Source organism: Actinomyces sp. MRS3W, assembly GCF_032465695.1.
Classification (GTDB): Bacteria; Actinomycetota; Actinomycetes; order Actinomycetales; family Actinomycetaceae; genus Actinomyces.
Genome location: NZ_JAWDJJ010000120.1, coordinates 12,029 through 29,667 on the forward strand (window position 1 = coordinate 12,029; position 17,639 = coordinate 29,667).

The window sequence follows — 17,639 nt, forward strand, 5'->3', positions numbered from 1 at the left end:
CTCGAAGCCACGTCAGGACGTTGCTTGCGGCAACCACACTCTCATGGTGACCGGGCCACGGTTTCCCCACGAGTAGTAGGGCACAAGAGGTAAGGCGAATGTGTTCCCGGAGCCCGACGAGGACTCGGGCTCGTAAGGCCAGTCGTTCGGGGGTGCGACGACCCGCGCCTCAACGGTGACCCGTCCGTCCGCATCCAGGACCGGCCCGGCACTCGGGGCGAGCTCGACGTCCTCGGTAGTCACGCCTTCGGGAAGGTCAACCGATTCGGCACACAAGACAAGCGGCCCGCGCTCGATGGCGATTTGTCCGCGCACGGCGTCGATACGCGGGTGCGGGTACGTCACGCGGGGCATCATCGGGAGCTCGAGAATGTGCTCCTCGCCCGCGATCAGGACTCCCTCGATGATGGCGTAACCGGAGCCCGTGGCCGACTCAACGACAGCGCCGTCGAGTCTGGCCGCTCCGCTCGCCCAGGAGGGGATCCTCACCGCCAGACGCACGGGAAAGGCGGGCGCCTCATCAATGACCAGGCCGATGCGGCCGTCGTTCGGGTAGTCGGTACGCAAGTGGAAAGCTAAAGGAGCCACTGCACCGTCGTGCTCCTCGCCGTGAGGCGCCGTGGTCACGGTCGTGCGTACGTCCATTGAGGTGAGGTGGTGAACCTGGATCTCGGGAACTCTCCCTTCTGACTCCACGCTACGAGTCACGCTCGTCCCAGCCAGTGAGGCGAGCGTACGGGCTATGTTCGTCGGACAGCAGGACACCTCGAACCAGGAGGCGCGCAAACTCGTGCCGGAACGCGATGACAGCTCCCCTGTCATGGCTTCCTCTCCGGGGACGCGAACCTGGAGCGGGTTGGCGTAGAAGAAGGAGCGACCATCGGCCGCAGGGGAGGCGGCCACCACGTTGTAGAGGGTGCGCTCGATGATGTCAGCGTATCGGACATCGCCGGTGGCGAGCAGGAGGCGCCAAGCCACCATGATCGAGCCGATGCCCGCACAGGTCTCGCAGTAACAGCGGTCGGTGGGCAGTTCGTAGTCGTCGCCGAAGGCCTCACCCTCATGGCGCGAGCCCATGCCACCGGTGAGATAGGTGCGTCGCGCCAGGGTACGGTCGTACTGAGCGCGGACGATGTCCAGGAGTTCGCCGTCGCCGCGTTCCATGGCGGCGTCGACGGCGCCGGCCATGAGGTAAAGAGCGCGCACCGCGTGGCCGCGGGCGACTGCCTCCTCGCGCACCGGGATGTCGTCCTGGAAGTACTCGAGCCCCCACTCGAAGTCCCCGAGCAGGCCGTGTCCACGGCGATCGAGGAAGATCTGAGCCTGGTCAAGATAACGGCGTTGCCCGGTGGCACGGTAGAGCTCAACGAGGGCGACCTCAACCTCGGGGTGACCACCAACGGCTTCGACGCCGTCGGCTCCGAACGTGGCGCATACATGGTCGGCGTTGCGCAGGGCGGTGCGGACGATGACATCATCGGCAGTCCTACCACTGCGCAGGCGAGCGATGGCCGCCTGGATGAGGTGGCCCGTGCAGTACAGCTCATGACCCATGGGGAAGTTCGTGTACCGGTCTTCGAGACCAGGTTTCCCATAACGGGTATTGAGGTAGCCATCTTCGTCCTGGACCGCCTCGATGAGCGTGCCCAGGCGTTGAATCTCGGCCTCGAGTGCGCGGCCCTGCTCGGTGTCTCCCACACGGGCGACTTCCCAGGCCATGGCTTCGATCAGCTTGTAGACATCGGAGTCGGCGAACCAGAGGCCGGCGTGGTGACCGGCGATGGTTCCGGTCCGGGCCCGTTCGAAGTTCTCGATCCAGCCGACCTTCTCCTCCCACGCCAGGCAGTGGGGAATAATGCCCGAAGCGTTGACGGCCTGGTGATCAGCCCAAAAACCGGACGTGAAGGTCACCTCGTCCATTGACAGCGGCTCCAGGCGGTGGATGGCGTCGGCGGTGGGGACGACCTGCGCCTTCATGGTGGTGGAGGCTGTGAAGAATGCAGGCGCGGTGTCGGTAACGGTCATAGTGGTAGTCCTTCGGAGTGTGACAGGTTCAGCCCTTGACGGCACCCGAGGTGATACCCCGGATGTAATACCGCTGAAGGGCGAGGAAGAGGATGAAGGCGGGCAAGGTGAGGACGACGACACCTGCCGTCGTGAGGCCGTAGTCGATGACGCCGATGGTCTGCTGGCGCATGTTGACCAGTGCCAGGGGTAAAGGCGAGCGGTCCATGTTGAGCAAGTAGAGCGAGACCATGAAGTCGTTCCATGCAGCGAGGTAGGAGAACAGGCCGATGGTGACCAGGCTGGGGACCACGGAGGGCAGCATGACGCGGACGAAGGCGGTCAGGGAGCTGCAACCGTCAATGAGGGCAGCGTCCTCAAGTTCCCGCGGCAGCGCCGCGAAGGCGTTGCGCATCATGAAGATGGAAAAGGGCAGTTGAAACAGCGCCAGAACCAAGCCGACGCCGACGAGAGAGTTCGACAGTCCCAGGTCCTTGAGCCACACGATGAGTGGGATGAGCAGTGCGGCATACGGAACCATCATGACGGACAACACCAGGATGAACAGGGCGTTCTTGAACGGGAATCGGTAGCGCGCGAAGGCGTACCCGCCGGTGGTCGCCACCACGAGGGTGACGACGACGCACACCACGGAGATCACGACCGAGTTGGTGAGGTAGACAGGCAGTCCCGCACCATAGGTGAAGAGCTTGACATAGTTCCCGAACCCGTGGCCGCTCGTCTGCGAGGTTCCCGCCTGTGGGGAGACCGACGCGATAAGCGCCCACATCAGCGGGATGACGAAGCAGATCGCGAGCAGCCCCGTCCCCAGGTAGTACACGCCCTTGGTCAGCGTCTTGGTGTTCATCGCTCCTCCTCCGAGTCGGTCACGCCCATGGCCTTGAGCTGGAGAGCGTTGATGGCGACGAGTGCTACGAGGACGAGGACCGAGAGAGCCGCGGCCATACCGAGGTCGCGCTTGGTCTCGAAGGCATATTTGTAGATGAGCTGGACGACCGTCATCGTGGCGTTGTTGGGGCCGCCCTTGGTGAGAATGAAGAACTGGTCGAAGGCCAGCAGTGAACCGGTGATGGACATAATGGTTGTCATGGCAAGGGTGGGCTTAAGCAGCGGAAAAGTGACGTCGGTAAAAGTCCTCCACCACCCCGCCCCATCAATCTTGGCGGCCTCGTAGACCTCGTTGGGAATCGCCTGCACACCCACCATCGTGAGGATCATGTAGTAGCCGGCGAAGCGCCACACGACCAGGACGACGGTGGCGACGAGTGCCCCGTTGGGCGTGCCGAGGACCGAGTTTCCGGCGTCGGCCAGCCCGACGGCGGCCAGGATCTTCGTGACCGGGCCAACCTGTGGAGAGTAGATGGCGTAAAAAAGCAGGGATGCCGAGGCAATGCCGAGTGCCGCAGGCAGGAGAATTGCTGTGCGCACGATGGAGTTCCACCGGCGTGACTGCTGTATGAGCAGCGCGAGGCCAACTGCGATCGGCTGAAGAATGACCGTGGTGACGACCGTGTACTTGAGAGTGAAGATCACCGACTGCCCGAGCAGAGGGTCCGCCAAGATCTTCCTGAAGTTGTCTGGGAATGCGACGCCCATGCGCCCTCCCAGGAGGGTCCACTTCGACACCGACATGACGATGACGAGGACAATCGGCACGATGAAGAAGAGCACGAGCATGAGGACTGTCGGGGCGACGAAGGCGCCGCCGCGTCGCCACTCACGCCATACTGCGTGCTGGTGCCGCTGCTCTGCCTCAAAGAGCGGCGTGTGTTGAGCCATGAGTACTCCGGGGTTTGGGATGCGGTCCGGCATCGTCCCTCTGCGGGTCTGGGACGACACCGGACCGCGGTGGTTGTTGAGCTGGAGTCGGCGCAGAGCCCGAATCACTGGGCGAGAATCGCGTTGATGGCGTCGTTCTGGGCATCGATCTGCGAACCATCGCCCCAGATTGCGTTCTGAATAAGGAGCTGCCAGGGGCTACCGGCGGCATTGAAAGCCTCGGCATAGTTGACAGCGACAGGGGTGCGGCCATCGGCGATTGTGACGTTGGCGATCCGGGTGCGCTCATCGGCGTCGGCATAGCCGTTGTCAAGGACGGTGAGTGAGGCTGCCGTGTCGTTGTTGTCCGCGAAGACTTGCTGCTGCGCCTCGTCGGTCATGAGCCACGACATGAAGTTCCAGGCTTGAGCGGGCTTGGGGCAGTTACGCGAGACTCCAATGGCGTCGCCGCCAAGAAAGGTCGAGCTCCCTCCGTCGATGCCAGGAATGGCGCACACGCCGATCTCGAAGTCCGTCGTGTCGAAGAGAGCCGCCACCGAAGTGTAGGCATAGGGCATGACGCCAACGTGTCCCTCGGCGAAGGGCGCGGTCCAGGTGGCCCCGGTCTCCTCCTGCGAGCCAGCACCGATACCGTTGTCGAGCCCGGCGAGAGTGTTAAAAGAAGAGTAGATCCTCTTCGCGGATTCGGAGGCCATGTAGGACTGCGTCCCGTCCGCGCTGAGAACCTCCTCCCCGTTGCCCCACAACATGGGGAAGATCGTGAAAGTCAGGCCACCGCCAGACGATCCAAGGGTGTAGGTACCGGCCACACCGTCCTTGCCGAGCCCGGCAACGGCGGTGGCGTGAGCCTCGAACTCCTCCAGGGTGGTGGGACCTACCTCAGGATCCAACCCGGCCTCGCGGTAGAGGTCCTTGTTCCACACCATGACAGAGATGTCGGTGACGAAAGGGAGCGTGTACTTCTTGTCGTCGACTGTGCCGGCATCAATGTGTCCCTGCTGAAGGTCGGCGAGGTTGGTCAGGCCGTTAATCTGGTCGGTCATGTCCCGGAATACGCCCTGCTGTACCCAGTAGGGGATGCGGACAACATCACCCGCGAGGATGTCGGGCAAGCCGTCGGACTGGATGGCGGCGCCGACCTTGCCCTCGACATCGTCATTCGGAAGAAGCTCGACTTTGATCTGATTCTTGTGGCTGGCATTGTAGGCGTTGACGGCGTTGTTGACCTGGCGCTCCAAGGGGGCGCGTGACCACATGGTGAGGGTGGTGCCGTCATCAGTGCCTTCGGCAGGAATCTCGACGTCCTCAGAGGCGCCGGATCCGCCCGACTTGCTACCGCACGCACTCAAGCTTCCGGCGGCAACAAGGGCGCTGACAACTGCGGTGGTCCGCATGAGGCTACGACGGGTCATCATTCGAGTGCTCATGACTATCTCCATCTCGACATTGAGCGGGTTCAGCGTTTCCCTGACGACGAAGTGTGGCCCACACTTTGGAAAGCGCTTGCGAAACCGAGACTAGACGCTCGGAAGATTCGTTGCAAGTGCAAGTTCTAGCGATCGTCGGCATCAGACTCGTCTGACGATCGTCTACGCTTTTTACTGTTATTACGCCACTTGCCTGCCGACGGCCAGCACGGTATCGTCTCACCATGACGAGCGCATCTACTTTCGAAAGTGACAGTCAAGCCGAAGGCGACGCCAACCTTCACCGTCCCGTCACGCTCGCTGAGGTTGCCGCCCGAGCCAACGTCTCCCTGTCAACAGCATCCAAGGCGCTCAACGGTCGTGAAGGTGTCAGCCCCTCCACCCGCGAGCGCGTGCGAGCCGCCGCTGACCAGCTCGGTTTCGCCCCTAGTACCGTCGCCCGCAGCCTCGCGACTGGCCGCACCAACACTGTCGGCCTCATCACCCACGACCTTGTCGGACGCTTCTCGATCCCGCTACTTATGGGCGTCGAGAACGCATTTGGTATCAACGAGGTCTCCGTCATGCTCTGCGATGCCCGGGGTGACGCAATCCGCGAGAAGCACCACCTCGCCACCATGCTCGAGCGCAGGGTCGACGGGCTCGTCGTCGTCGGCGCCCGTCCGGACCCCCGCCCCTCTCTGGGAAAGAAGATCCCCGTGCCCATCGTCTACGCCTATGCGCCGTCGATCGACCCCTCTGACACCTCCATCGTCGCTGATAACGTCCTCGCCGGCCGCATGGCGACCGAGCATCTCATCGCCCAGGGCAAGTCCCATATCGCAATCATCCAGGGAGACCAGGATTATGGCGCCTCCGTCGATCGCGTCGCCGGGTCTATGGCGGCGCTGACCCAAGCCGGGTTGGAGCCCGCCGAGGGAAGTCCTCTGTATGGAGAGTGGAGTGAGATGTGGGGACGCAGCGCAACGCGCGGACTTCTGAGTCGAGACCCCGCCATAGACGGCATCGTGTGTGGAAACGACCAGATTGCTCGCGGCGCACTGGATTACCTCCGCGACCACCACGTGAGCGTGCCCAATGACGTGGCGGTGACAGGCCACGACAACTGGCGGGCCGTCGTCGACGGTTGCCGACCGGGTCTGACGACCATTGATATGGGGCTTGAACGCATCGGTCGAATCGCGGCCAAGCGCCTGCGCGAGGCGATGGCAGGGCATCCGCACCCCGGAGTCGAGAAGATCGCCGGTCGCCTCATCGTATCCGGGTCCACCGTCGCCTAACCCATCGCGGTGTGCTCGGGGCATTTCGTAGGAGGTTGCAAGTCTCTCCCGTTCACCACCCTCGACATCCTCCTGCACGGCAGACTCATCAAGCCCTCCCCGAACGTCGACGAGCTGCGCAAACTCATCACCCGCGCGCTTGCCCGCGATTGACCGCTTCATGCAGGTCGGCGCCGGTGGCGGATCCGAATGCCTGTGCGAAGGGGACCTGATCGAAGAGGTAGTCGATGATGGCGATCCTCCCCTGACGCAAGGTGATGCGCTCGGCGGCGAGCTGCGGGGCCAAGCCCGGGATACGCGTGCGGTAGCGGTACCAGATGATCGCGGTATCGCCGTCGACGAGAATCGTGGACTCCTCGACCGCGTCGAGTAACCGTAAAAAGCCCTCAAGGAAGTCGCGGTATCCGGCCTCGCCGTGGTACTCCCCGTTGGGTGCGTTCACCGTGACGTCGTCGGTCATCAGCGCCAGGGCTCCGGGGATGTTCCCCGAGGTCCAGGCGCGGAAGTACTCGTGCACACGCGCCTGCGCGTCCATCGTCTCCTGGGTGCCGGTGGTTCCTGCCATGGGTGCTCCTTGGAATGTTGGCGTTAACGAGGCCAATCGACCTCACCACCGGAGGTTCTCAACACATCCCAGACACCTTATGTCCGGATTACTCTATGTGCGCCTCCTCACAGTCGGCCAGCAGCTGCTCGGCGAGGCGGCGCAGTCCGGCCCGCAGTTCGCGCGGCTCAACGACCCGCACCCGACCTGCCAGGCGAGGCAGGGCCTCCAGTGCGTGGGAGATGTCGGCGAAGGTGACCTCCGCGCGAACGCGCGACGAGGACGCTCCCTCGCCGTCATGACCCTCATGCGCGGAGTCCATCGCCGCTTGCCCATCCACCGCTTCGACCCGCACCAGGCTGCGCAGCCGACCCACGGCGTCGGCGTCAACCTCCAGGACGGCGGGCAACGGGTGGAATCCGACGCGGAAACGACTGCGGGCCTCCTGCCACTCGGCTAGCAGATCGAAGGCCGCGTCGGCATTGGTGCGTGAGCCCTTCTGCGCTCCGGCTGCTTCATAGCGCGCCAGGTCATCGATCCGGTCCAGGCGGTAGAACCGAGTGTCCTGCCGCGCACGGCCCACGAGGTACCAGTCCGAGCCCGCGCACAGCAGCCCCAGGGCCGGAGTGTCGACACTCCGGACTTTTCCCGAGGCGCCAGCCGTGTAGCGGAACCGCACCGACTCATGGCGTTCCACGGCCATCAGCGCCTCCTTGAGCCACGGCGACGCCCCCACGCCGGGCAGCCACCCGTCCGGGTCGATGACCACCCGGGACGCCAGCTGCACCGCATTCCCCGAGGATGCTCCTCCCGCCGAGGCTCCTACCTTTGCCAGCGCCCGGCGCACGGAGTCGTCAACGCCGAGCGCCTTTGCCCCCGCCACGGACACGACGGCCGTGAGGGCCCGGGCCTCGTCATCGTCCAGTCCCAGCATGTCCGGTCGCCAGTGGGGCAGCAGGCTGACTCCGCCTCCGCGGCCCTGCTGGGTGTACACCGGCACGCCCGCAGCGGACAGCGCCTCAACGTCCCGCAGCACCGTGCGGACGCTGACCCCGAGGCGCTCGGCGAGTTCGGGCGACGGCGTCGGCCGCGCGCGTCCGCTCAGAATCCAGATCATGCGCAGTAGCCGATCGGCTCGCATGGCAACCTCCGATCCCTGACATGAGATGTCGTGTTCACCCGCCAGACTCGACTCTAGCGGGCGGTCGCTACGCGGCGCCCGTCGCTGCCCCCGACCATCGGGGGCGCTCGCTCACCACCCGATCATGAAGGAGCCCCTCATGCACGCAGACCTCAGCGCCTACATCAGCTTCACCGGATGCGCTCGCGAGGCCCTGGAGTACTACCACTCGGTGTTCGGCGGACACCTGGACCTGGAGACCTTCGCCGCGTGGAACCTACCTGCGCCATCCGGACGCGAAGAGGACATCGTCTATGGGGTTCTGCGCACCGATGACGGATTCGTCCTGCGGGGCACCGACCGGCCCCTGTCCACCTCCGAGACGGCACCGACGGCTCAGCCGGAGTCGTCGCCGGCACCGACATCCGCGGGAACGCGGGCGGTGCCCGGCCTCGACTGGGCGTTGTGCCTCAATGGCGAGGAGCGCGAACGCCTGACCGCATGCTGGCACGGGCTCGAGCCCGGAGCCGAGAACGTCGAGCCGCTCACGGAAAGTCCCTGGGGCGACCTCAACGGCGTGCTCGTGGACCGCTTCGGCGTCCGCTGGATCTTCAACATCGGCGCCTCGAACTGACCGCCGCACACTATGGCACCGAGGTACCGCTGCGCTTTCCGTGGAATGACGCGGATTTGCATCCGGGGTGCAGACGCATTGTGTGCAGCCCGTCCGCTACCGACCTAGCCGAGCCGAGTAACCAGCTTTCCGGGCGGCTAACCGCGTGCGGTGGAGGCCCTTTCCACCAGCGTCGTCGGTAAGACAATCGATGCTGGGTCCTCGCCGTCGATGACGCCCAGCAGAAGCCGCACCATTTCCTCGCTGATCCGAGTGAAGGGCTGGCGCATCGTGGTCAACGGCGGTTCCAGCGTGGCGGCTAGTCCGGAGTCATCGAAGCCGCCCACCACAACCTCATCCGGAACCCTACGCCCGGCATGCCGCAACACCTCCAGAGCGCCGGCAGCCATGAGATCGCTGGCGACGAAGATGCCGTCGAGATCCTCATGCCGGGCCAGCAACTCGGCAGCGCCGGCGTTCCCCGAGGCGCGTGAGTAGTCTCCGTGGACGACCAAGGACGGGTCGACGGCGATACCAGCCTCGGTCATCGCATCCACGAAGCCGAGATAACGCTCAGACCCCCCGGAGGTATCCGGCGGGCCGGTCACCATGCCGAGCTTGTGGCAGCCCCGTTCCAGGAGATGCCGAGTCATAGCCCGGCCTCCAGTGCGGTCATCCGCCGCCACCCAGCCCATGCGATCCTCGTACCCCAGAGGCCGCCCGCAGGCGACCGTCGGAACGCCCGCGTCCAAGAGTGAAGCGACTACGGGGTTGCCCTCGTGACTGGAAATGAGCAGGACTCCATCAACGTGCCCGGCGCCGATGTATCGCAGCACCTGGGTGCGCTCGCTTTCCGTGCCCGCCACCATGAGCACGAGCGGCAGGTCGACTTTGGCAAGCGCAGCGGCAGCTGCCCGGTAGAGGATCGAGAAGTTCGGGTCTTCGAACAGCAGTTGCTGAGGCTCGGTCAGGAGAAAACCAATTGAGCCGGCGCGCCCGGTAGCCAAGGAACGCGCCGAGTGGCTGACCACGTACCCGGTGCGGGCGATGGCCGACTCCACTTTTTCGCGGGCCTCTGGGCTGACCCAGTGTCCCCCGTTAATGACGCGTGAGACTGTCCCCCGGGATACTCCTGCTACCGCCGCGACGTCGCGGATTGTGGGGCGCTTGCCTGCGCGCTTGGACATGGTTACACCTTACCGGTCGGTTCAGTTCCTACGGCACCAGGGGTGGATTGATCCGCCCCGCCTCGGCCGAATCATTCCTTGACGGCGGCACCGGCCAACGAGGACACAAGCATTTTCTGTGTCAGCACGAAGAAGATGACAAACGGAATCGCTACGAGCAGCGCCCCGGCGGCGAAGGTAGTGAAAAAATTGTTCTTGTCCGACACGAAGGACATGAGTCCCAGTGCGATGGTCTGCTTCTCCGGGGAGCGCAAAACCATCTTGGGGAAGATGAAGTCCATCCACGGCTGGGTGAAGCTCGTAATCGCCAGGAACACGAGAATGGGCCGGGCCACGGGCAGGATAATGCTCCAGTACACCCGCAGGTTCGAGGCACCGTCCAGGCGTGCGGCCTCGTCGAGCGAGCGGGGAATGTTGTCCATGTAAGACTTGACCATCCAGGTCGTGTACGGCAGGTTCCCCGCCAGGTAGACGAGCACCAAACCCCACAGCTCGTCGAGACCACCGATCCGCAGCAGCACCACGTAGATCGCGACCATTCCCACGAAGGACGGGAAGACATTGAGGATAAGCAGGCTCATCAGGAAGGGCCGTTTGAAGGTGAAAGTAAAGCGACTGAAAACGTAGGCGCCCATTGAGGCGAATACGAGGGTACCGATCGTCGTGAGCACGGCGATGATGAGGGTGTTGAGGAACCAGCGCGGGTACTGCGTCTGGGTGAATACGTAGGTGAAGTGCTCGCTCGTCAGCCCCTCCGTGAATGGGATAACGGGCATGTTGGAGATCGACTGACCGGGGGTGAAGGCCGCCGCCACCATGTGGACGACGGGCCAGAGCACCACCAAGGCGACCAAGCACAGGAAGCCGACCAGCACCACCGTGTTGATGGTGCGAACAAACCCGGAGCGATCTTTCTCGCCCGCCACATGCAGGGAGGGCGCCGAGGCCGAAGCATTGAGGGAAGTTTTCCCGTCGTCGGCTCCAGGGAGCGCGGGTGTGGTCATATGCGCCATCAGAGGTCACCCTCCTTGTAGGACTTGGTCCGCTGGAAGTTGTAGATCGCGAAGGGGGCGATGATGAGGAAAATCATGATCGCGAGCACCGACGCGTTCTGGTACTGCTGCAAGTTGACCGTGAGCTTGTAGATCCACGAGACCATGATGTCGGTGCCGCCGGCGCCAGTGGTCACCGAGTCGGAGACGGTCGGATCGCCGCCGGTGAGGAAGAAGATCGCACCAAAGTTATTGATATTGGCAGCAAAGCTCATGATGATAAGCGGCATTGTCTGGTACAGGATGATGGGAGCCTGGATTCTCCGGAAGATCTGCCAGCTGCTGGCACCATCGATCTTGGCCGCTTCGATGATGTCGGCGGAGATCGAGGTCATCGTGCCGGTCACCAAGAGCATGAAGTAGGGGAATCCGCACCACAAGTTGATGAGGACGACGACGAACTTGGCCAGCCACGGGTCGCTCAGCCACGGTATGGGATCGGAGATGATATGCAGCGCCTGCAGGGTGCGGTTGACGGTACCGAACGCGCCGTTGAGGAGGTTGCGCCACACCAGCAGCGAGACAACCCCCGGGATGGCGTAGGGGAGGATGAACACGGCCCGGAAGAGGGGCGTGATGCGCAACCGGGAGTTCTGCAGCACGACGGCCATGACCATCCCACCGATGTAGCAGGTGCCGGTGGCCAGGAATGCCCACACAATCGTCCAAGCGAACACGCGCACCAGCGCACCCGTCCACGCGGCGTTGCCTCCGAACATGGTGCGGAAGTTGTCCAAACCCACCCAATCGATGGTGGCGGCCGGGGGAATGTTGCTGGGCGAGGAATAGTTGGTGAAGGCCACGAGCGCGGAGAAGACCAGCGGCACCACCACGAAGAAAACGATGAGCACGAAGGTAGGCGCCAATCCCACGACCGGGAAGGCACGATTGGTGAGGTCGTCCGCGATTCCGCGCTGCTGCCCCGAAGCGGGGAATCCGCTGAGGTTGATCTCGCAGGCGGTGCGCCGTGCCGAGGCGATGGAGACCCAGTACAGCGCCACGAAAACACCGACGACGGCGAGCACCGTGATGCCGTCGATGAGCATGAACAGGGAATTCGGACGCATCTTGACCGGCAGGTTCGGAGCCGGATCACCGAGCGTCACCAAGTCGACGATCTTGCCGATGGTGACGGGAAGGGCCAGAAGGAAGGTGAGCTCGACGGCGGCAAAGAGCAGGCCCTTGGTACGTTGGCGCAGCACGGTCAGATGTGCCAACCCCATGAATAGGACGCTGAGGAGCCGGACGCGCGAGACGGAGACTCGCTCGGTGCTGGACTCCGACGTCGGCCGAGCCTGTACGACTGCGGATGCCATGAATGACTCCTCTTTGGGACTAGGCAATGAGGGTGGGAACGAGTGAACTGAGGGGACGGGTTGGCCTGCCGGCTCCGCACTCGGGATTCCGGGCGGAGCCGGCGCGTCGGTCACTCCGCGAGGACCGCAGTCTGTGCTGCGTCAAGCTCCTGAGCGACATCGGCCCCGTCCCAAATGTTGGCGGAGGCCGCGTTCAGCGCATCCCAGACCCGGGCCATCCGCGCGATCTTCGGCATGGCGAAGGTGTACTCCATCTGCGCGGCAAAACCTGCAGCCGACTCGTCGGAGTAGGTCAGCTCCGTCGTCGACACGCCCATCATCCCGGTGATGTCCGCGCGCAGCTGCTGCATTTCCGGAGTGGTGAGGAACGCAGCAAAGGCGGCTGCCTCCACGGGGTGGTCGGTGTAGGCGGAGACGAACATGGTGCGCACGCCAGAGAAGGTCGTGGCGGGATCGGCTGCGCCATCAAGTGAGAACAGCGGCGCGACACCGAAATCGATGCCCTTGTCCCGGAAGTTCTTCACGTTCCACGGGCCCGAGACGTGCATGGCGGCGTTGCCGGATGCGAACAGGCCATCGACGGTGTCGGTGGCGAGGTCGGAGGCCGCCACGGGCAGGACATCACGCAGCCCCTGGAAGGCGGTGAACCCCGTGATCGCAGCTTCGGTGTTGAGGTTGGGGGAGGCCTCATCCAGCCCGTCCTCACCGAACAGGCGGTTGCCGTCAGCGGTCATGAAGGGGAAGGTGTAGTAGAAGTTGCCCACGTCCATGACGAACCCGTACTTGCCTGAGTTGGCGGCGTTGAAGTCCTTCGCGAAGGCAATGACCTCCTCCAGGGTGGTGGGCACCTGGTCGACGAGCTCCTTGTTGTAGAAGATCGCGTAGGTTTCGGCGGCGACCGGATAGCCGTAGACGGTCCCGTCGGTCCAGGTGTCCGCGGTGATAGCGGATTCGGTGACGTTGGCCTGGAGGGTCTCCAAGTCGCTGACCGCCAGGACGTGTCCACCGGTGACCAGGTCGCCGAGCGAGTCGTGCGGGGCCGCGAAGACGTCGGGACCGTTGCCTGCGGGACCATCGAGCGGAATCTGGGTCGCTGCATCACCCAGCTCGACGTTGACGAACTCAATGGTGATATTGGGGTACTGCTCGGTGAACTTTTCGCCGGCCTGTTTGATGAACTCATCCGGACCCAGGAGGGACTCCCACACCTTCAGAGTGATCTGCGTGGAGGTATCGATCTCGCCTGAGTCGGAGGCGGCGTTATCGGTGGGGGATGACGAGCCGCATGCGGCGAGCGTGGCCGCTGTGCCAGCGGTGGCGACGACGGCGAGCAGGCCGCGCCTGGACAGGTGGGGGGCAGTCCACAGGGGACGGGTTGAACGCATGATGTCCTCTTCTCTGAGTCTTTCTGTCAGTCCCTGAGTACCGCGATGTCCCGGCCCGCCTCGAGCATGGCGACCTTGACAGGTACTGTGACCGGTCCTAGTATTTGTCTCGTTCTCACACCTGTCAAGCTTGAAAGCTCGCGTCATCTACTCGTTACTTTTCGAGTAGACTCGCCGAAACTCCTGAAATCACAGAGGTCGTGATGGAGGGATCCTTCACGCCGTACTGCGTCTTGATTGGGACCGTTCTCAGAATTGGAGGCTATTGATGGCCGTTTCGCCTGCCGCCTACGCGGCCCCTGCGCAGATCCCTGCGGGCCCAATCCACTACGGCGCCGACTACAACCCAGAGCAGTGGGACCCCGCGGTATGGCGCGAGGACATCGACCTCATGCGCCGCGCCGGAGTCACCATGGTCAGCATCGGCATCTGGTCCTGGGCACGCATCGAGCCCCGCCCTGGCCAGTTCGATTTCAGCCGGTTCGACGAGGTGCTGGGTCTACTGAATGAGGCGGGCATCGCCGTCGACCTGGCCACACCCACGGCTGCCCCACCGGCCTGGTTCTATCGTCAGCATCCCGAGGCCCGACTCATCGAAGCTGACGGCACCATCCGCCAGGGCGGTTCACGCGGGATCTGTTGTCCCCACTCACCCGCATACGCCGAGGCGGCCGCACGCATCACCGAGGCCATCGCCGCACACGTGAAAGACCACCCCGCCATTGCCATGTGGCACGTGCATAACGAGTACGGCGCGCCCGGCGGCGACTGCCACTGCGAGGTCTCGCAGCAGGCGTTTCGCGCCTGGTTGCGCCATCGCTACGGAACGCTCGCCGCTCTCAATACAGCTTGGGGCACGGATTTCTGGGGGCAGCTCTACGGCTCCTGGGAGGAGATCGGCACACCCCGCCACTCGGGCACCGCACTCAATCCCCTGTGCGAGCTTGACTATGCGCGTTTCACCTCGGACTCGCTGCTAGCCCGATTCACCGCCGAGCGCGACATCATCCGCCGCTACGACGCGGCCTCCCCCATCACCACCAACCTCATGGCCACCAATTGCCCCGCCAATGACTACTGGCGTTGGGCCGAGCAAATGGATGTGGTGTCCACCGACTACTACCTCGAGGCCGCCGACCCCGACGCTCACATCTGGCTGGCGATGGAATCCGATCTCACCCGATCCCTCGCCGGCGGCAAACCCTGGGTTCTCATGGAGCACTCGGTTTCGGCGGTGAGCTGGCAACCGCATAACTGGGCCAAGCTGCCGGGCGAGGAACGGCGCAATGCCCTGGCGCATGTGGCCCGCGGCGCCGACGCCATTCTTGCCTTCCAGTGGCGGCAGTCCCGCCGCGGCGCGGAGAAGTTCCACTCCGCCATGGTGCCTCACGCCGGAACTGACACCCGGGTCTTCCGAGAGGTATGCGAGCTTGGCGCACAATTGCAGGATTTGGCCGAATTGCGCGACAGTGTGGTCAATGCTCGCGTGGCGCTGCTGTGGGACTGGAACTCATTTTGGGCCCAGGACCTTGCCTGGCGCCCCAGCGTGCTCATGCGCCACCGCGACCAGCTCCGGACCGTCTATCGCTGGTTGTGGGAGCGCGGCACCGTCGTTGATCTAGTTCATCCCGAGAGCAATCTGGACGCCTACGATGTCGTCATCGCCCCGGCCTCGTATCTTCTGTCCGAGGCCGCCGGGAACAACCTCGCCGCCTTCGTTCACCGCGGCGGACGATTCGCCGCGCTGCCATTCTTCGCCGTCGTTGACGACGATGAGTGCGTTCACGCCGGCGGGGCTCCCGGGCCCATGCGGGAAGTTCTGGGCCTCACCGTCGCGGAGATCCGCCCGGTGCGCCAAGGCGATACCGTGACCCTCACCCCCGTCCAGCCGCAGGCGGGCGTGGTGCACACCGCCATGCCCACCACTCTGGGCTCGAGCCGCTACCTCACCGCCCACACCTGGAGTGAAGACCTCCGGCTGGAGGGCGCCGAAGCGGTGTGGACCGCCGTCGACGGCCCGACCCCCGGCCCCGTCGTCACCATGAACCGCTATGGCAAGGGGGTGGCCGTCTACGTTTCCATGCTCATGGACCGGGACGTCCTCGCCGAGATCCTCGAGCCGCTCCTGGACCCGCCCAGCGATCGCCCCGAGGTTGATGGCGGAATCCCCGCTCCGAAGCTGGAGGCAGTCACCCGGCACGGAGCCAACACGAACTTCGTCATCCTCATTAATCACGACGACGTCGATCACCGAGTAGACGTGGCCGGCACCGATTTGCTCACGAGAGAGACGGCGGATTCCTTCACCGTCAGCGCCGGTGGCGTCCGCGTCGTTCGGACGGTGCGTACGAACGGCGACTAGCTGCGCCTCCTGCTTGCAGGACAGCGCGCATCACGGCAGTGGCATCACGGGCTCGATGCCGGCGTCGAGGAGCAGGTCGCGCACGGTGATCGCCAAAGGCCGCGTCTGGAAGCCCAGTTCCGAGCGGGCCCGCGCACCGGACACGGTGGGATTGTCCGCCAGGGCGTTCAGGGCCGCGGGGGTGAACACGTCGGTGTGCAGCAGGCGCCCGACCGCCTCGCCGAGCGGTGCAAATGGCCGTGCCCACGCCAGCGGCAACGCCAGGCGCGGCGGGGTGTGCCCGGCGAGCAGAGCGCCGAGCGACATGAGGGTGACAAGCTCGGCCCGGATTCCGCTGAGCACGTAGGACCGCCCGGCGGTTCCTCGCTCGAGCGCCGCCACCAGGCCGGCGGCCACGTCGCGCACGTCGACCCAGTCGAAGCCGCCGCTGACCACGATCGGCCGTCGCCCCCGAGCGGCATCGACAATGAGCCCGTTGACGCGAGAGCCCGCACGGTCAACGGGGGCCGATGATGCCGGTGGGCTGGCAGATAACCGCATCCAGTCCCCGCGCCGCCTCGGTCAGCACCGCCCCCTGTCCGAGAGCCTTGGAGCGGTCGTACAGGGGACGGCCCGCCCCGGACGGCACCAGGTTGGACCCGAGGTATCCGCCGGCACCGGTGACGAGGACACGCTTCACGGTTCCAGTGTCTCGCACTGCCCTCATGTCCGGCGAGCCATCGTCCGGCGTTCTTCGCGGATCCGGGACCGCGGCCGACGGCGCCAGCGCGCCCTGGGCTCAGGCGAGCCCGGGCAGACCGATCACCTCGCGGGGCTGGTCCGCCAGGGCGCGCACGCGGCTGCGATAGATGAGGGCTACGCACCACACGAAACCCACCAGGCCGATCTGCACGGCGCGCGACCAGCCGGCGTCGGGCATGACCAGCACCGCCACCCCTGCGGCCACGCATTCGGCGGTGTTGAACAGGACGTCGTAGATGGAGAAGGCCCGGCCGCGGTAGGCGTCGGCGGTATCCCCCTGCACGATGGTGTCGACGGCGATCTTGGCTCCCTGCACGCCCACGCCGAAGATGAAGATCCCCACAGTCATCGCGGCCTGTTGGTGCGTGGCTACGAGGATGAGCTGGCCGACGCTGCCGCCGAGCAGGCACATGACGATCCAGGTCGACGGCGCCACGCGCTCGTGCGCCAGCGGGGTGAGCACCACCGACAACCCGTGGCCGGCGATCATCGCCCCCATGAGGACGCCGAAGATGGCGAGCCCGGTGTCGGCGTCCTCCGGAGCGGCCAACAGGTTGCGCGCGGTCAGGATGATGGTGATGACCTCCATGCCGTACACGAATCGGTGCAGTGCCATGGTGGTCAGCGCCAGGCCCGGGGTGCCGCGGCGCACCAGGTAGCGCACGGCGTTGACCAGATCGCCCGCCGTGGCCGCGAGCGCGGGGCCGAGGCCGTCGTCGGCGGGCTCATCTGGGCCCAGCTGACGCGCCCCGAGGCGGGTGACGACGCCGGCGGCCAGGACGTACAGCACCGCCGCGGTGAGCAGACT

The 17,639-nt window shown here is 64.8% G+C and carries 15 protein-coding genes and 1 pseudogene; 3 read left to right on the plus strand and 13 right to left on the minus strand.

Annotated features, from left to right (window positions below; all coding sequences use genetic code 11):
- Nucleotides 1-12: 12 nt before the first annotated feature.
- From RWX45_RS04150 to RWX45_RS04165, 4 genes are all read right to left on the minus strand, one after another.
- Nucleotides 13-2,025: a glycoside hydrolase family 127 protein gene (locus tag RWX45_RS04150; RefSeq protein WP_316022509.1), complete on the minus strand. Its 2,013-nt coding sequence runs from the start codon at nucleotides 2,023-2,025 to the stop codon at nucleotides 13-15.
- A 28-nt stretch (nucleotides 2,026-2,053) separates the two neighbouring features.
- A complete protein-coding gene (locus tag RWX45_RS04155; RefSeq protein ID WP_316022510.1) occupies nucleotides 2,054-2,872 on the minus strand; it encodes a carbohydrate ABC transporter permease in 819 nt (272 codons plus the stop codon).
- Complete coding sequence (locus tag RWX45_RS04160; protein ID WP_316022511.1) at nucleotides 2,869-3,804, minus strand: sugar ABC transporter permease; 936 nt, start codon at nucleotides 3,802-3,804, stop codon at nucleotides 2,869-2,871. The genes RWX45_RS04155 and RWX45_RS04160 overlap by 4 nt, the downstream gene beginning before the upstream one ends.
- Before the next feature lie 104 nt (nucleotides 3,805-3,908).
- Nucleotides 3,909-5,231, minus strand: coding sequence for a sugar ABC transporter substrate-binding protein (locus RWX45_RS04165; protein WP_316022512.1), 1,323 nt, complete (start codon nucleotides 5,229-5,231; stop codon nucleotides 3,909-3,911).
- Between the two features lie 224 nt (nucleotides 5,232-5,455).
- Between RWX45_RS04165 and RWX45_RS04170 the strand changes: the two genes are divergently transcribed.
- A complete protein-coding gene (locus RWX45_RS04170) occupies nucleotides 5,456-6,511 on the plus strand; it encodes a LacI family DNA-binding transcriptional regulator (RefSeq protein ID WP_316022513.1) in 1,056 nt (351 codons plus the stop codon).
- A 127-nt stretch (nucleotides 6,512-6,638) separates the two neighbouring features.
- Here RWX45_RS04170 and RWX45_RS04175 read toward each other — a convergent pair whose 3' ends face one another.
- Together RWX45_RS04175 and RWX45_RS04180 are read right to left on the minus strand one after the other, a co-directional pair.
- On the minus strand, nucleotides 6,639-7,076 hold the full coding sequence (locus tag RWX45_RS04175; RefSeq protein ID WP_316022514.1) for a nuclear transport factor 2 family protein: 438 nt from the start codon (nucleotides 7,074-7,076) through the stop codon (nucleotides 6,639-6,641).
- A gap of 88 nt (nucleotides 7,077-7,164) precedes the next feature.
- Entirely contained in the window at nucleotides 7,165-8,196 is a 1,032-nt protein-coding gene (locus RWX45_RS04180; protein WP_316022515.1) for a helix-turn-helix transcriptional regulator, read from the minus strand.
- Nucleotides 8,197-8,335: 139 nt separating this feature from the next.
- On the opposite strand from RWX45_RS04180, the gene RWX45_RS04185 reads away from it, so the two are divergent.
- The gene (locus RWX45_RS04185; RefSeq protein ID WP_316022516.1) at nucleotides 8,336-8,809 is read left to right on the plus strand and encodes a VOC family protein; all 474 of its coding nucleotides are present in this window, start codon (nucleotides 8,336-8,338) and stop codon (nucleotides 8,807-8,809) included.
- A 137-nt stretch (nucleotides 8,810-8,946) separates the two neighbouring features.
- On the opposite strand, the gene RWX45_RS04190 is transcribed toward RWX45_RS04185, so the two are convergent.
- The 4 genes from RWX45_RS04190 to RWX45_RS04205 form a co-directional block, all read right to left on the minus strand.
- The gene (locus RWX45_RS04190; RefSeq protein ID WP_316022517.1) at nucleotides 8,947-9,975 is read right to left on the minus strand and encodes a LacI family DNA-binding transcriptional regulator; all 1,029 of its coding nucleotides are present in this window, start codon (nucleotides 9,973-9,975) and stop codon (nucleotides 8,947-8,949) included.
- Between the two features lie 71 nt (nucleotides 9,976-10,046).
- Nucleotides 10,047-10,979 (minus strand): sugar ABC transporter permease, encoded by a 933-nt coding sequence (locus RWX45_RS04195; RefSeq protein WP_316022518.1) that lies wholly within the window; start codon nucleotides 10,977-10,979, stop codon nucleotides 10,047-10,049.
- Between the two features lie 8 nt (nucleotides 10,980-10,987).
- A complete protein-coding gene (locus RWX45_RS04200) occupies nucleotides 10,988-12,343 on the minus strand; it encodes a sugar ABC transporter permease (RefSeq protein ID WP_316022519.1) in 1,356 nt (451 codons plus the stop codon).
- 110 nt (nucleotides 12,344-12,453) lie between these two features.
- Complete coding sequence (locus RWX45_RS04205; RefSeq protein ID WP_316022520.1) at nucleotides 12,454-13,728, minus strand: maltose ABC transporter substrate-binding protein; 1,275 nt, start codon at nucleotides 13,726-13,728, stop codon at nucleotides 12,454-12,456.
- A 268-nt stretch (nucleotides 13,729-13,996) separates the two neighbouring features.
- On the opposite strand from RWX45_RS04205, the gene RWX45_RS04210 reads away from it, so the two are divergent.
- Complete coding sequence (locus tag RWX45_RS04210) at nucleotides 13,997-16,090, plus strand: beta-galactosidase (RefSeq protein WP_316022521.1); 2,094 nt, start codon at nucleotides 13,997-13,999, stop codon at nucleotides 16,088-16,090.
- A gap of 30 nt (nucleotides 16,091-16,120) precedes the next feature.
- Here RWX45_RS04210 and RWX45_RS04215 read toward each other — a convergent pair whose 3' ends face one another.
- The 3 genes and pseudogenes from RWX45_RS04215 to RWX45_RS04225 all read right to left on the minus strand — a co-directional run.
- Nucleotides 16,121-16,525, minus strand: a complete 405-nt coding sequence (locus tag RWX45_RS04215) for a hypothetical protein (RefSeq protein ID WP_316022522.1) — start codon at nucleotides 16,523-16,525, stop codon at nucleotides 16,121-16,123.
- Between the two features lie 61 nt (nucleotides 16,526-16,586).
- The gene (locus RWX45_RS04220) at nucleotides 16,587-16,769 is read right to left on the minus strand and encodes a hypothetical protein (protein WP_316022523.1); all 183 of its coding nucleotides are present in this window, start codon (nucleotides 16,767-16,769) and stop codon (nucleotides 16,587-16,589) included.
- A 99-nt stretch (nucleotides 16,770-16,868) separates the two neighbouring features.
- A pseudogene (locus tag RWX45_RS04225) lies at nucleotides 16,869-17,639 on the minus strand (MFS transporter); the annotation flags it as partial.

Coding starts and splice junctions, on each gene's coding strand:
- RWX45_RS04185 (WP_316022516.1), top strand. CDS start 8,336: ATGCACGCAGACCTCAGCGCCTACATCAGCTTCACCGGATGCGCTCGC.
- RWX45_RS04205 (WP_316022520.1), bottom strand. CDS start 13,728: ATGCGTTCAACCCGTCCCCTGTGGACTGCCCCCCACCTGTCCAGGCGC.
- RWX45_RS04210 (WP_316022521.1), top strand. CDS start 13,997: ATGGCCGTTTCGCCTGCCGCCTACGCGGCCCCTGCGCAGATCCCTGCG.
- RWX45_RS04160 (WP_316022511.1), bottom strand. CDS start 3,804: ATGGCTCAACACACGCCGCTCTTTGAGGCAGAGCAGCGGCACCAGCAC.
- RWX45_RS04200 (WP_316022519.1), bottom strand. CDS start 12,343: ATGGCATCCGCAGTCGTACAGGCTCGGCCGACGTCGGAGTCCAGCACC.
- RWX45_RS04170 (WP_316022513.1), top strand. CDS start 5,456: ATGACGAGCGCATCTACTTTCGAAAGTGACAGTCAAGCCGAAGGCGAC.
- RWX45_RS04155 (WP_316022510.1), bottom strand. CDS start 2,872: ATGAACACCAAGACGCTGACCAAGGGCGTGTACTACCTGGGGACGGGG.
- RWX45_RS04175 (WP_316022514.1), bottom strand. CDS start 7,076: ATGGCAGGAACCACCGGCACCCAGGAGACGATGGACGCGCAGGCGCGT.
- RWX45_RS04195 (WP_316022518.1), bottom strand. CDS start 10,979: ATGACCACACCCGCGCTCCCTGGAGCCGACGACGGGAAAACTTCCCTC.
- RWX45_RS04150 (WP_316022509.1), bottom strand. CDS start 2,025: ATGACCGTTACCGACACCGCGCCTGCATTCTTCACAGCCTCCACCACC.
- RWX45_RS04190 (WP_316022517.1), bottom strand. CDS start 9,975: ATGTCCAAGCGCGCAGGCAAGCGCCCCACAATCCGCGACGTCGCGGCG.
- RWX45_RS04165 (WP_316022512.1), bottom strand. CDS start 5,231: ATGAGCACTCGAATGATGACCCGTCGTAGCCTCATGCGGACCACCGCA.
- RWX45_RS04180 (WP_316022515.1), bottom strand. CDS start 8,196: ATGCGAGCCGATCGGCTACTGCGCATGATCTGGATTCTGAGCGGACGC.